Source organism: Nonomuraea sp. NPDC049607, assembly GCF_040675375.1.
Lineage (GTDB): Bacteria > Actinomycetota > Actinomycetes > Streptosporangiales > Streptosporangiaceae > Nonomuraea.
In genome coordinates this window covers 186330-199155 of sequence record NZ_JBFAOV010000016.1, presented here as the reverse complement: position 1 = coordinate 199155, position 12826 = coordinate 186330, and the positions used below count along the sequence as shown (strand labels likewise).

11 protein-coding genes are annotated in these 12826 nt (G+C 71.2%); 5 read left to right on the top strand and 6 right to left on the bottom strand.

What is annotated here, in order from left to right:
• Nucleotides 1–11: 11 nt before the first annotated feature.
• From AB0J97_RS29255 to AB0J97_RS29245, 3 genes are all read right to left on the bottom strand, one after another.
• Nucleotides 12–2522, bottom strand: a complete 2511-nt coding sequence (locus AB0J97_RS29255; RefSeq protein WP_364094208.1) for a DNA translocase FtsK — start codon at nt 2520–2522, stop codon at nt 12–14.
• A gap of 69 nt (nt 2523–2591) precedes the next feature.
• Nucleotides 2592–2894, bottom strand: a complete 303-nt coding sequence (locus tag AB0J97_RS29250; protein ID WP_364094204.1) for a hypothetical protein — start codon at nt 2892–2894, stop codon at nt 2592–2594.
• A 189-nt stretch (nt 2895–3083) separates the two neighbouring features.
• Entirely contained in the window at nt 3084–3800 is a 717-nt protein-coding gene (locus AB0J97_RS29245; protein WP_364094201.1) for a GntR family transcriptional regulator, read from the bottom strand.
• 87 nt (nt 3801–3887) lie between these two features.
• On the opposite strand from AB0J97_RS29245, the gene AB0J97_RS29240 reads away from it, so the two are divergent.
• Nucleotides 3888–4073: a hypothetical protein gene (locus AB0J97_RS29240; protein WP_364094195.1), complete on the top strand. Its 186-nt coding sequence runs from the start codon at nt 3888–3890 to the stop codon at nt 4071–4073.
• Nucleotides 4074–4310: 237 nt separating this feature from the next.
• Complete coding sequence (locus tag AB0J97_RS29235; RefSeq protein WP_364094192.1) at nt 4311–6821, top strand: SpoIIE family protein phosphatase; 2511 nt, start codon at nt 4311–4313, stop codon at nt 6819–6821.
• Here the strand turns inward: AB0J97_RS29235 and AB0J97_RS29230 are convergent.
• From AB0J97_RS29230 to AB0J97_RS29220, 3 genes are all read right to left on the bottom strand, one after another.
• Entirely contained in the window at nt 6811–7746 is a 936-nt protein-coding gene (locus AB0J97_RS29230; RefSeq protein ID WP_357694309.1) for an aldose epimerase family protein, read from the bottom strand. The genes AB0J97_RS29235 and AB0J97_RS29230 overlap by 11 nt on opposite strands.
• Complete coding sequence (locus tag AB0J97_RS29225; RefSeq protein WP_364094188.1) at nt 7743–8705, bottom strand: LacI family DNA-binding transcriptional regulator; 963 nt, start codon at nt 8703–8705, stop codon at nt 7743–7745. Before AB0J97_RS29225 ends, AB0J97_RS29230 begins: the two co-directional genes overlap by 4 nt.
• A gap of 83 nt (nt 8706–8788) precedes the next feature.
• Nucleotides 8789–9583 (bottom strand): NAD(P)-dependent oxidoreductase, encoded by a 795-nt coding sequence (locus tag AB0J97_RS29220; RefSeq protein ID WP_364094185.1) that lies wholly within the window; start codon nt 9581–9583, stop codon nt 8789–8791.
• Between the two features lie 135 nt (nt 9584–9718).
• Between AB0J97_RS29220 and AB0J97_RS29215 the strand changes: the two genes are divergently transcribed.
• From AB0J97_RS29215 to AB0J97_RS29205, 3 genes are read left to right on the top strand one after another with little or no spacing between them, the layout of a single operon-like run.
• Nucleotides 9719–11026, top strand: a complete 1308-nt coding sequence (locus AB0J97_RS29215; protein ID WP_364094182.1) for a sugar ABC transporter substrate-binding protein — start codon at nt 9719–9721, stop codon at nt 11024–11026.
• A complete protein-coding gene (locus AB0J97_RS29210; RefSeq protein WP_364094179.1) occupies nt 11023–11949 on the top strand; it encodes a sugar ABC transporter permease in 927 nt (308 codons plus the stop codon). The genes AB0J97_RS29215 and AB0J97_RS29210 overlap by 4 nt, the downstream gene beginning before the upstream one ends.
• Nucleotides 11946–12806: a carbohydrate ABC transporter permease gene (locus AB0J97_RS29205; protein ID WP_364094176.1), complete on the top strand. Its 861-nt coding sequence runs from the start codon at nt 11946–11948 to the stop codon at nt 12804–12806. The genes AB0J97_RS29210 and AB0J97_RS29205 overlap by 4 nt, the downstream gene beginning before the upstream one ends.
• The last annotated feature ends 20 nt before the right edge of the window (nt 12807–12826 follow it).

The following is a 12826-nucleotide window of genomic DNA, read 5'->3' as shown; positions in this document are numbered from 1 at the left end:
GTGCATTGGGGTCATTCGCCACGCAGGTCGGCCAGCAGGCCAGGCAGATCGTCCGGTTTCACCAGGACTTCTCGGGCCTTGGAGCCCTCGCTGGGGCCGACCACGTTGCGGCTCTCCAGCAGGTCCATCAGCCGTCCGGCCTTGGCGAAGCCGACGCGCAGCTTGCGCTGCAACATCGAGGTCGAGCCGAACTGGGTGGTCACGATCAGCTCGGCGGCCTGGATCAGCAGGTCGAGGTCGTCGCCGATCTCCTCGTCGATCTCCCGCTTGACCGGCGCGGCGGCCACGTCGTCGCGGTATTCGACCTGCATCTGCTCCTTGCAGTGCGTGACGATCTCGGCGATCTCCTTCTCCGAGACGTACGCGTTCTGGATCCGGATGGGCTTGCTCGCGCCCATCGGCAGGAACAGCGCGTCACCCTGGCCGACCAGTTTGTCGGCGCCGGGCTGGTCGAGGATGACCCGCGAGTCGGTCAGCGACGACACCGCGAAGGCCAGCCTGGACGGCACGTTGGCCTTGATCAGGCCGGTGACGACGTCGACCGAGGGCCGCTGGGTGGCGATCACCAGGTGGATGCCGGCCGCGCGGGCGAGCTGCGTGATGCGCACGATCGAGTCCTCGACGTCGCGCGGGGCCACCATCATGAGGTCGGCCAGCTCGTCCACGATGACCAGCAGGTACGGGTACGGCTGGTAGACCCGCTCGCTGCCCGGCGGCGGCACGAGCTTGCCCGCGCGCACGGCCTTGTTGAACTCGTCGACGTGCCGGAACCCGCTGGCGGCCAGGTCGTCGTAGCGGCGGTCCATCTCGCCCACGACCCATTCCAGGGCCTCCGCGGCCTTCTTCGGGTTGGTGATGATGGGCGTGATGAGGTGGGGGATGCCCTCGTAGACGCTGAGCTCGACGCGCTTGGGGTCGACCAGCACCATGCGCACCTCGTCGGGGGTCGAGCGCATGAGGATGCTGGTGATGAGGCCGTTGACGCAGACCGACTTGCCCGCGCCGGTCGCACCGGCGATGAGCAGGTGGGGCATCTTGGCGAGGTTCGCCACGATCGTGCGGCCCTCGACGTCCTTGCCCAGGCCCACGATCATCGGGTGGTGGTCGGCCTGGGCCACCTGGGAGCGCAGCACGTCGCCGAGCGCCACCAGGTCCTTGTCGGCGTTCGGGATCTCGACCCCGATCGCCGACTTGCCGGGGATCGGGGACAGGATCCGGACGTCGGCCGACTTGACGGCGTAGGCGATGTTCTTGGTGAGGGCGGTGACCTTCTCCACCTTGACCGCGGGGCCCAGCTCGATCTCGTAGCGGGTGACCGTCGGGCCGCGGGTGAAGCCGATCACCTGGGCGTCGATGGTGAACTGCTCCAGCACGCTGGTCAGCGCGTTGACCACGGTCGTGTTGGCCTTGGTCTGCGGCTTGGGCGCGGTGCCGGGCTTGAGGAACTGCAGGTCGGGCAGGCTGTACGGCCCCGCCTGCGGCGACAGCACGAGCTGCTCGACCTTGCGCGGCGCGGGCGTCGGCTCCGGCGGCTCCGGCCTGCGCTCCGGCACGGGCTGTTCCTCGTCCGCGGGCCCGTCGACGAGCCCCGGCACGATCTCCGGCGAGTGGTCGGCCAGCTTGTCCTTCTCGGCGAGGACCGGCGTGTCATACGGCTTGACCGTCTCGGCGACCTCGGTCTCCGCCTTCTTCGTCCGCGGCCTGCGCTTGGCCGGCTCCCGGGACGCGAGCGGCTCGGCGTGCCGCTCGAACAGCATGTGCCGCAGCTCCGACAGCCGCTCGGGGATGCGGTGGACGGGCGTGGCGGTGATCACCAGCACGCCGAACCCCGACAGGAGCAGCAGCAGCGGGATCGTGATCCAGGACGGCAGGATGCTCATCGGCGGCGCCGACACGATGAACCCGATCATGCCCCCGGCGGCCGACACCTTGTCCATGCCCTGACCCTGACCCGCGGGGTAGGGGGTGTCGTTGGCGACGTGGATGACGCCGAGCACGCCGACCATGAGCGCGCTCCACCCGATGACCATGCGGCCGGTGTCGGCGTTCTGGTCGGGGTGGCGCAGGTAGCGCCAGGCCAGCAGGCCGAGCAGCAGCGGCAGCGCCCAGGCCAGCGAGCCGAACACGGCGTGCACGACGGTGTTCACGACGCCCGAGACGGTGCCCTCGGGGTTGCGCCAGGTCATCGCGGCCAGCACGATCGCGCCGGCCAGCACCGACAGGCCCACGCCGTCGCGCCGGTGGGCGGGGTCGAGCTCGCGGGCGTTCTTGCCGAGCGCGCGGGCGGTGCTGCCGATGCCGTTGGCGAGCAGCATCCACAGCCCGACGATCAGCTTGCCGACCATCGTGAAGACCCAGCTGATCGGGTCGGGATGGGTCACGGAGGACTTGCGGCCGGAGCTCGCGGCCTTCGCCCTCGGTCGCCCCGCCGCCGTGGCCGGCCGCTTCGCGGGGGTCGATCGAGGCGAGGTCGACCGCTTCGCCGGCCCCTTCGATGCGCTTTTCGGCGTACGGGTGGCCATGATGCCAAAGGTACGTCGGAGACGCCGCCGCACGCGCGGAGACGCGCCGTGCGCCCGAAATGTCCTGTTCTATTCATATAGATGACTGATCACGTTCAGTGGCGCCGCGCATCGTTCGGTCATGACGTACACGCTGATCCATCTCACCACCGTCCATGTCGTGCCCGAGGGGCCGCTGCACAGCTGCTGGAGGACGCGGTCGGGCAGGCCGCGCGGGCGCTCGGCGCGGTCGTCGTGACCGCGATGGGCAACCACGACGAGCGCGCCGCCTTCCGGACGGGCCTGGCCGGCGGACACGCTCGCCACGCCCGCCCCCGACGGCACCGTGCTGGTGCCGCACCACCCGCCGATCCCCAGCGTGCTGCCCCTCATGGACGGCATCGGCCTGCGCGAGCCCGAACGGCCGGCCCGCATGCCGGCGGGGTCGGACGTGCGACTCGTGCCGGCCGCTGCCGCTCCAGGCGTTCACCCGCGTGGACCTCGGCCCCTCAGGGGCGCCGGCCACGCTCGTGCCGCTGTCGGCCGCGCCGCCGGTCTACGAGCTGGACACCGAGGTGCTGCTCAGTCATATCGGGTGACGAACGAGATCATGTCGCCGCGGCAGCGCCGCTCGACATGGCACAGGGGCCGCCCGTCGTGCGTGAGCAGCCCCTCCCGCACCAGCACCGCCTCGCCCGCCTGCATCTCCAGCATGCTCTGGTCGTGCAGGTCGGCGGGCTCGGCCGAGATGGCGTGCCAGGCGTAGCGGTAGGGGTGGCCGGCGGCCTCCAGGGAGACGAGCACGCCCGCCTTGGCGTCGAGGCGCAGCCCGGCCAGCTCGGGGGCCAGGCGGTAGCGGCTGAGCACGCAGGGCCGCTCGGCCGTCCCGAGCAGGGTGGTGATCTCGTGCACGACGCCGCCGGGCAGCCGCAGGTGGCCGGCCACCGCCGGATGGGCCGCCTCGGAGCGCTCCACGACCCGCTCACCGCCGCCGAACACGCCCGCCATGCTCGCCAGGCCCGCGATGTCCGACGGGCGGTGGCGGCGCGTCTCGGGGTCGATGGAGACCTCGATGCGGCGCGGCGCCCGCCTGACGAAGCTCCCGAGCCCCTGCCGGGTCTCGACCAGGCCGGCCTTGCGCAGCTCCACCATCGCCTGGCGGGCGGTCAGCCGGTGGACGCCGTAGCGCTCGGCGAGCGCGCCCTCGGTCGGCAGGCGCTCGCCCGGCGCCAGCTCGCCCGACTCGATGGACCTGCCGAGGAGTCGGGCGATCTCCCGGTAGCGGGCTTGTCGTGGCACGTGAACACCTTAGAGGTGCCGCAGGGTTCACCCTTCGGCCACATGCGGGCGGTCTTCCCGCAGACCGCCCACTCATATATATGACTCATGCCCCTCCTGAACCTCCGGGACGTCGCCATCGAGACGTCCCTGCGCCCGGACGTGCCCTACCGCTCGGCGCAACCGCACACCCTCACCCCCGAGGACGCCCGGCTCGTCGCCGACCTGCGGCTCACGTGCTCTGGGTGGTGCTGCCCGACCGCCGGCTCGGTCCGGCCGAGCGGCGGCCGGTGAGCCTGGGCGGCCTGGCCTCGGCGCTGCTGGTGCTGCCCGCGGGCGCGCGCCTTCCGCCCGCTGTGGATCCAGCGGGTGCCGTCGGCGGTCGCGCCCGCGCTCGCGCCGCTGGTCGGCCTGCTCCGGGACGTGCGTCAGCCGGGAGCACCTTCTTCACAACCGGAGGTATCAACGGCACCCATCTGACACTCTGACTGTGACCGAACTGCCACAACGAGTGATGTTCTAGGACGCACAGTGGACACGACCAGAGTGTCGAGCACAGCCTTCGACGGCACTCCCCACGCCCCGGCGCACGCGCGCCGCTTCATCCGCCAGGTGCTCACCGAGTGGCGCCTCAGCCACCTGGCGGAGGACGCGGTGCTGCTGGCGGGCGAGCTCGTCGCCAACGCCGTGCTGCACGCGGGCACCGGCATCGAGCTGACCTGCCGTCTCGACGCGGCGGCGAGCCCGGCCAGGCTGGAGATCGAGGTCGACGACCACCGGCCCGCCAGGACGGTCCCGGCGCCCGGGAGCCCGTCCACCGACGCCGTGCGCACGTCCGGGCCCGCCACCGGCCCCTTCCCCGGACCTCCCTCCGGACCCGCGGCCGGGCGTGGGCTCGCGCTGGCCGCCATGCTGGCCGACGCCTGGGGCGTCACCTACACCCGGACCGCCAAGCGGGTGTGGGTGCGCCTGGAGCTGACCGACGGGCCCGACCACCAGGAGGTCATGGTCGGCACGCCGGGCCTGGCGCCCGCCACCGTGGCCGCGCCCATCGAGGCGCTGCACGTCGGGGTGCTGCTCGCCGACGGCGACGGGACCGTGCTGTCGTGGAACTCCGAGGCCGAGCACCTGCTGGGCTGGACGTCCGAGCAGGCCGTCGGCAGGCCGCTGGCCGACCTGGTGGCCTGGCGCGGCCACGGCCCGTACGCGATGTCGCTGGGCGCGACGCTGTCCCTGGGCCGCTGGCGGGGCGAGGCGCGCATGCGCCACCGTGACGGCCGGCTGATGCCCGTCTACGTCTCCCACGTACGCAGCCGCGGCGGTCCGGAGGACCGGCGGTCGGTCTGGATGATGGTGGCCGGCGACCACCGCTACGTGCTGACGCCGCCGTCGGCGCCGCCGCGCAGGGAGGCCGGACGGCGCATCAAGGACCTGCTCGACCGGGACATGCCGTTCGCGGAGTTGCTGGACACCATCGCCCGGATCGTCCAGACGAGCAGCGGCGGCGACGCGGCGTACGTGCTGCTGGCCGCCGACGGCGGCGACCGGTTCGGCGTGGCGGCGGGCGCGGGCGCGACGGCGGGGCTGGTGGGCGTGCTGGCCGCGGGCGTGTTCGGCCCCGACGGCAGGACGCCGTCGATGATCGACGACCTGCTGGCCGGCGACGTCGAGCTGGCCCAGCAGCTGCGGGCCAGGTCGCTGGCGTGCGCGCCGATGAACGTGGGCGGTGAGGTGACCGGCTACATCGTGGTGACCGCGGCCCAGCAGGGACGGTTCGACCAGGAGCTCACGGTCAGCCTCCAGCACATCGCCGACCAGGTGGCCGTGCCGGTGCAACGCGAGCGGCTGGCCGAGCGCGAGCGCGCCCACCGCGGCCGGCTGTCGTTCCTGGCCGAGGCCGGCGAGCTGCTGGCCGGGGTGCACGACGAGGAGCTGATCGCCGCGCTGACCGCACAGCTCGTCGTGCCCAAGATCGCGACGTGGGCGGCGGTCTACCTGACCGATCTGGCGGGCATGACCAGGCTCGCCCACGTCTGGCACAGCGAGGAGCGCTACAACGCCAACCTGCGCAGGTCGCTGCCGGCGATCCCGCGCACCGCGCTCAACGAGGTGAGCTGGCCGGTCGGCGCCGAGACGGTGCTGTCGTTCCCGCTGCTCACGCAGGGCAGGTCGCACGGCGCGCTGGTGATCGGCCGCGCCGAGCCGACCCTGCCGCTGGAGCTGGCCGACCTGCTGGCCGACCTGTGCCGGCTGGTCGCGCTCAACCTGCACACCGCCATGCTGTACACCCGGCAGGCGACCACCTCGCGGGTGCTGCAGCGCAGCCTGCTGCCCATGCGCGTGGCCCCCATGCCGGGCCTGGAGTCGGCGGTCGTCTACGAGCCGGCCGAGGAGGGCGCCGACGTGGGCGGCGACTTCTACGACCTGTTCACGGTCTCCGACCACTGGTGCTTCGCCCTCGGCGACGTGTGCGGCAGCGGCCCCGAGGCGGCCGCGGTGACCGGCCTGGCCCGGCACGCCGTACGGCTGCTGGCCAAGGAGCACTACACGGTGGCCGACATCTTCGACCGGCTCAACCAGGCCCTGCTGGAGGAGGGCGACGACGGCCGCTTCCTGAGCCTGCTGTGCGGCGAGCTGACCCCGCTCCCCCAGGGCGGCGCGCTGTGCACGATCGCGTCGGCCGGGCACCCGCCGCCCCTGCTGCTGCGCGCCGACGGCGTCGTGGACACGGTGGCCGCGCCGCAACTGCTGCTCGGCGTCGAGGCCGGCGCCAGGTTCTACGTCGAGACGTTCGAGCTGGCGCCGGAGGAGGTGCTGCTGTGCGTCACCGACGGCGTGACCGAGCGGCGCGACGGCGACCGGCTGCTCGACGACGACGACGGCCTGTCGGCGCTGCTGTCCACCTGCCGGGGGCTGAGCGCCCACGCGGTGGCCGAACGCGTCCGGCAGGCGGTCGAGACGTTCGCCCAGGAGCCGTCGCACGACGACGTGGCGCTGCTGGTCATCAAGGCGGCGACGGAGCTGCGCGGGGTCAGGCCGTGAACCGGTAGGTGGTCGAGGAGGTGTGGCGCTCGCCAGGCCGCAGCACGGTGGAGGGGAAGTGCGGCTGGTTCGGCGAGTCGGGGAAGTGCTGGGTCTCCAGGCACAACCCGGCGAAGGGCCCGTACGGCGTGGCGACCCCGTCGAGCATGCCGCCCGCGTAGAACTGCACGGCGGGCTCGGTGGTGGTCACCCGCATGGTCAGGCCGCCCGCGCTGACCTCGATGTCGCCGTCGAGCACGTAGCAGTGGTCGTAGCCGCCGTCCATCCGCTCGCCCACCGCGTGCGGCTCGGTGAAGTCGAAGGGGGTGCCCTTGACCGGGGCGAGCTCGCCCGTGGGGATCTTGCCGTCGTCCACGGGGAGGTAGTGCCCGGCGTCCATGCGGACGACGTGGCCGAGCACGTCGCCGCCGCCGGTCAGGTTGAAGTAGGAGTGGTTGGTGAGGTTGAGCACGGTGGGCGCGTCGGTCTCGGCGGCGTAGTCGAGGCGGATCGCGTCGTGCTCAAGGGTGTAGGTGACCGAGGCGGTGAGCGTGCCGGGGTAGCCCTGGTCGCCGTCGGGGCTGGTCAGTTCGAGGGTGACCGAGGAGGGGGTGCGGGCGGTGATCGTCCAGACCTGGGCGTCGAAGCCCCGGGTGCCGCCGTGCAGGCTGTTGGGGCCGTTGTTGACCGGCAGGCGGTGCTCGCGGCCGTCGAGGGTGAAACGGCCGCCGGCCACGCGGTTGCCGTAGCGGCCGACCACGGCGCCGAAGTAGCGGCTGCGGGTCAGGTAGTCCTCCAGCGTGTCCAGGCCGAGCACGACATCGAGGCCGGAGACCTCCAGCGAGCGCAGGACGGCGCCGTAGGTGAGCACCTCGGCGCGCAACCGTCCGGACGACAGCTCCACGCGCTCGACGCTCTCGCCGGACGGCAGCGTTCCGAAGATCATGTGTTGGCCCTTCCCGTGGACTCGCGGACGATGAGGTCGGTGTCCAGGTTGATCACCGCGCCCTCGCCCTCTGACTGCAGCAGCAGGTCGACCGCCATCCGCCCGGCCGCGGCGGCGGGCATCGCCACCGTGGTGAGCTTGGGCCGGCCGAGCCGCCCGGGCAGGATGTCGTCGAACCCGATCACACTGATCCGGCCCGGCACGTCGACGTCCATCGCCGTCAGCCCCTCGATGAGGCCGAGCGCGACGAGGTCGTTGTAGGCCAGCACGCCGGTCGCCCCGCAGGCGGCCACGTCGGGCGCCACCGCCAGGCCGCCCGACTCGGTGGGCTGGTTGGGGCCGAAGAAGAGCAGGTCGAGGCCGGGCATCTCGGCCGCGGCGGCCTGCATCTCGTTGCTGGTCCACGAGCCGGGCGGGCCGGACAGCAGGGCGATCCTGCGGTGGCCGAGCCCGGCCAGGTGCTCCAGCGCGAGCCTGGCGCCCTTGCCGACGTCCATCAGCACCGCGGGCATGCCCTTGATCCGCCGGTTGACCAGCACGGACGGCACGTCCTCGGCCAGGCGCTCGATCATCCGGTTGGACAGCCGGGGGCTGCACAGCAGCACGCCGTCGACCTGCTTGGCGAACGTGCGGATCAGCTCCTCCTCGACCCGCGGATCCTCGTCGGTGTCGGCCACGAAGACGTGGTAGTCGCGCCCTCGCGCCTGCGCCTGCGCGGCCTTGATCAGCGGCGGGAAGAAGGGGTTGGCGATGTCGGCCACGATGAGGCCGAGGTTGAACGTGCGCCCGGTCGTCAGCGCCCTGGCCGCCCTGTTGGGCCGGTAGCCGAGGTCGTCGGCGGCGGCCAGCACCCGGTTCCGCGTGGCAGGATTGACCAGGTGCGGCGCCGAGAAGGTGCGCGAGACGGTCGACACGTGCACGCCGCAGGCGCGTGCGACGTCTTTGATCGTCACCGTCATCGCCCGTCCTCCTTGCAAACGGTTGCCAGAGCCAAGCCTTGACCTTCGGCAGTCTAGCCGTCAAGGTTTTTGCAACCGTTTGCTTACCAGGAGCCGCCGAGTTCCTTCAGCGTGAACACTCCGCCGGCGCGGTCGTGCACAGGGTCCGCCAGGTCGGGCTCGCCCTGTTCCGCGACGAGCGCGGCGGCCTGCGGCTCGGAGTCGTCACGGGAGGCGTAGCCGATGCGGCGGGCCTCGGCCAGCGACCACCACCGGCGGGCGTTGTCGGAGACGCCCCAGACGACGTGGTAGCCGGGCGCCGTGAGCGCGGCCTCGACCAGCCGGGCGAGGTCGTCGGGCGAGATCCAGGTGGCCAGCCCGCGGGTGTCGGCCGAGCCCTCGTTGCAGGTGCCCAGCCGGATCACGGTCACGTTCATGCCGAACCGGTCGTGGTACAGGCTGCCCAGGGCCTCCATGACGACCTTGCTGACGCCGTAGAAGGTGTCCGGGCGCGGGAAGGCGTAGTCGGGCAGGACGGACCCGTCCCGCGGCCTGGTGTGGAAGCCGGCCGCGTGGTGGCTGCCCATGAGCACCAGATGCCGGACGCCCTCGTTCCTGGCGGCCTCCATGAGGACCTGGGTGCCGTTGACGTTGGCGTGCACGATGTCGTCCCAGGGGTGTTCGCGGCTCTGGCCGCCCAGGTGCAGGACGGCGTCCACGCCCTTCATGGCCGCGGCCATGGCCGCGGGGTCGGCGAGGTCGGCGCCCGCCCATTCCTCGTCCGGGCCCGGCTCGACCGGGTGGAGGTCGGAGAGCCGCAGCGTACGACCTGGACGGGCGAGCCGGGGACGGAGCAGCGTGCCGACTTTTCCCGCCGCGCCGGTCATCAGAATGCGCATGCCAACCGTTGTACACAATTCTGATTCAAATTCACATACTCGAATATTGACCGCGTTGTCTCGCCATAGTTACCGTCACAGGAACCAGTTCAGACACACGACATGTGTCCATGTATGTGAACGGGAGGCGGTCTGATGTCACGCCGTTTGCTGGGACTCGCGCTCGCCGCGACCCTGGCCGCCACGCTGACGGGCTGCGGTTCCGGGGGATCGAGCAAGGACGACACGCTGGAGATCTGGATCAGGCAACCGCCCGACTCCGATGCCGCGAAGACGGCGGTGAAACTCGCCGGGGCCTTCACCAAGGCCAGCGGGGTCAAGACCAAAGTCGTCGCGCTCTTCGACGACTTCGAGACGAAACTGAACCAGCAGGCCTCGCAGAAGGCGCTCCCCGACATCGTCATCAACGACACCGCGCAACTCGGCAACATGCATTCTCAGGGCTGGCTGCGGGAGATCGACAAGGGCAAGCTGGCCGGCGGCGACCAGCTCTCCGACCTGGCCTGGAAGGCGGCCACCGGCTCCGACGGCAAGTTCTACGGCGCGCCCTTCTCCGCCCAGGCCTTCGCGCTCATCGTCCGCAAGGACTGGCGGGAGAAGGTCGGCATGCAACCCCCGCGGACCTGGGCCGACCTGGCCGAGCTGGCGCGGGCGTTCACCGAGAAGGACCCCGACGGCAACGGCCGGAAGGACACCGCGGGCTTCGTGATCCCGGCCGGCACCAAACGCGGCTACGCCTCCTGGTACGCCTCCTCCCTCATCTACGCCAACGGCGGCGACTTCGTGAAGCCCACCGGCCCCGGCAGGTTCACCGCGATGACGGACGACCCCAGGACCGTCGAGGCCGTCCAGTACCTCCAGGACCAGTTCTGCCGGAGCAAGACGGTCAACCCGGGCGCGGTCAGCAACGACACCACCGTCACGCACGAGGTGTTCGAGAAGGGACAGGGCGGCATCTACCTGGTCGGCCCGTACGTGCTGGCCCGGTTCGTCAAGAGCGTCGGCACCGACAGGATCGAGGTGCTGCCGGTGCCCAAGGGCCCGTCCGGCGGCCCCGGGACCCTCGGCGAGGGCGAGAACGTGTACCTCATGGCCGGCTCCGGCATGGAGGACGCCCAGAAGAGGTTCGCCGAGTTCGCGATCTCCCCCGACGGCCAGCGGATCGGCATGAACAAGGACGCCAACGGCGCCATCGTCCGCCTGCCGGTGAACAAGGGCGTCGATATGGCCGCCGAGCGGCAGGACCCGCGCTGGAAGGTGTTCCAGGAGTCCTACGAACATGCCGTCTACGCGCCGCCGGTGCCCAACTGGGCGCCCATCCGGCAGGGCTCGGCCGACGTCATCAATGCCGTGTGGGCCGACTGCGGCGCCGACGTCAAGGCCAGGATGGGCGAGCTGACCACCAAGCTCAATCAGGAACTGCAGAGCCAGAAGGCGTCATGACCCCGGCCGTCACCCGGGCGGCGGCCATGACGGCCGCCCCGCGCCGCCGCGCCAGGCCGGTGCGGCGGCGCGGGACGCTGGTCGCCTGGCTGTTCCTCGCGCCCGCCCTGCTGCTGTTCCTGTACTTCAAGTTCATCCCGATGGTCCTAGGCCTGTGGAAGAGCTTCAACAAGGTCCAGTACGTCTCGGACGAATGGGTCGGCCTCGACAACTACCGCACGATCATCGCCGACGACGCGTTCGTCGCGGCCAGCTGGCACAGCCTCGTGCTGGCGCTCGGCACCACGCTCGGCTCGCTCCTGCTCGGGCTCGTGCTCGCGTTGCTCGTCGAGGGGCCCGCCCGCCATCTGTGGTTCGTCAGGACCGCGGCCTTCCTCCCGGTCGTCACCACGATGGCGGCGGTGGCCGAGGTGTGGCGGATCATGTTCCATCCGGGCGACACCGGCATGCTCAACGTCGTCATCGGGTGGGTCGGCATCGACCCTCAGCCGTGGCTGGGCAGCGAGGACTCCTCGCTCTGGTCGATCATGCTGATGAGCGTCTGGCGCGGGACGCCGTACGACATGATGATCTTCCTGGCCGGGCTGGTCGGCGTGGACCGCAGCCTGTACGAGGCCGCCGCCGTCGACGGCGCCTCCACCCGGCACCGGCTGCGGCACATCACGCTGCCGGCGTTGCGTCCGGTGTTCTGGATCCTGTTCACACTGGCCGCCATCCGCGGGCTGCGGGTGTTCGTCGAGGTGTACGTCCTGACCAACGGCGGCCCCAACGGCTCGTCGGAGGTGCTGATGACGCTGATCTACAAGCTCGGCTTCCAGAAGAACGAGCTGGGGGTCGCCTCGGCGGGCGGGATCGTGCTGTTCCTGGCCACGCTGGCGCTGACCCTGGTCGTGCAGGCACTGCGCAGGAGGCAGGCGACATGAGGTTCGACAGCGCCCTGGGCCTGGAGGCGCGCAGGGGGCCGCTGGCCACCGCGGGCAAGGTCGCGCTCTACTCCGCGATGGTCCTGGTCTTCACCGGGCCGCTGGTGGGGCTGCTGGTCAGCGCGTTCAGCAGGACGCTCGACCCGACGTCCTTCTCGTTGTGGCCCGACGACCTGACGTTGGAGAACTTCGTCCAGGCCGGGGAGAAGAACGTCTATCTGTACCTGTTCAACTCCTTCGTCGTCGTGGGGGTCGGGCTGCTGCTGCAACTGCTGGTGAGCGTGTTCGCGGCGTACTCGCTGGCGCGCAAGAAGTTCCGCGGCATGACGGTCGTGATGCTGCTCATGCTGGCCACGATGATGTTGCCCGAGGAGATCATCGCGATCCCGCTGTCGCTGGTCCTCGCCGACCTGCCCGTCCTGCACCTGAACCTGATCGGCACGTACGCCGGGATGATCCTGCCCGTCGGCGCCTGGGGCTTCTCGATCCTGGTGATGACCGAGTTCATGAAGGAGGTGCCGGTCGAGCTGGAGGAGGCGGCCCGCATCGACGGCGCGGGCGAGTTGCGCATCTTCGCGACGATCATCGTGCCGCTGTGCCGTCCGGCCCTCGGCGTGATCGGCGTCTTCGGCTTCACCATGATCTGGGACCAGTACCTGCTGCCCCTGATCGTCTCGACGGACTCCAGCACCTGGACCCTGCCCATCGCCCTGCGCTCGCTCCGCTCGGACGAGGAGGTCGGCCTCGGCGTGCTGCTCGCGGCCTCGCTGCTGGCGCTGCTGCCGTCGATCATCGCGTTCCTGGCCTTCCAGCGGCAGTTCATGCGAGGTCTGACCAGTGGGGCGATCAAGGGCTGATGTCCATGTATCTGGACGGG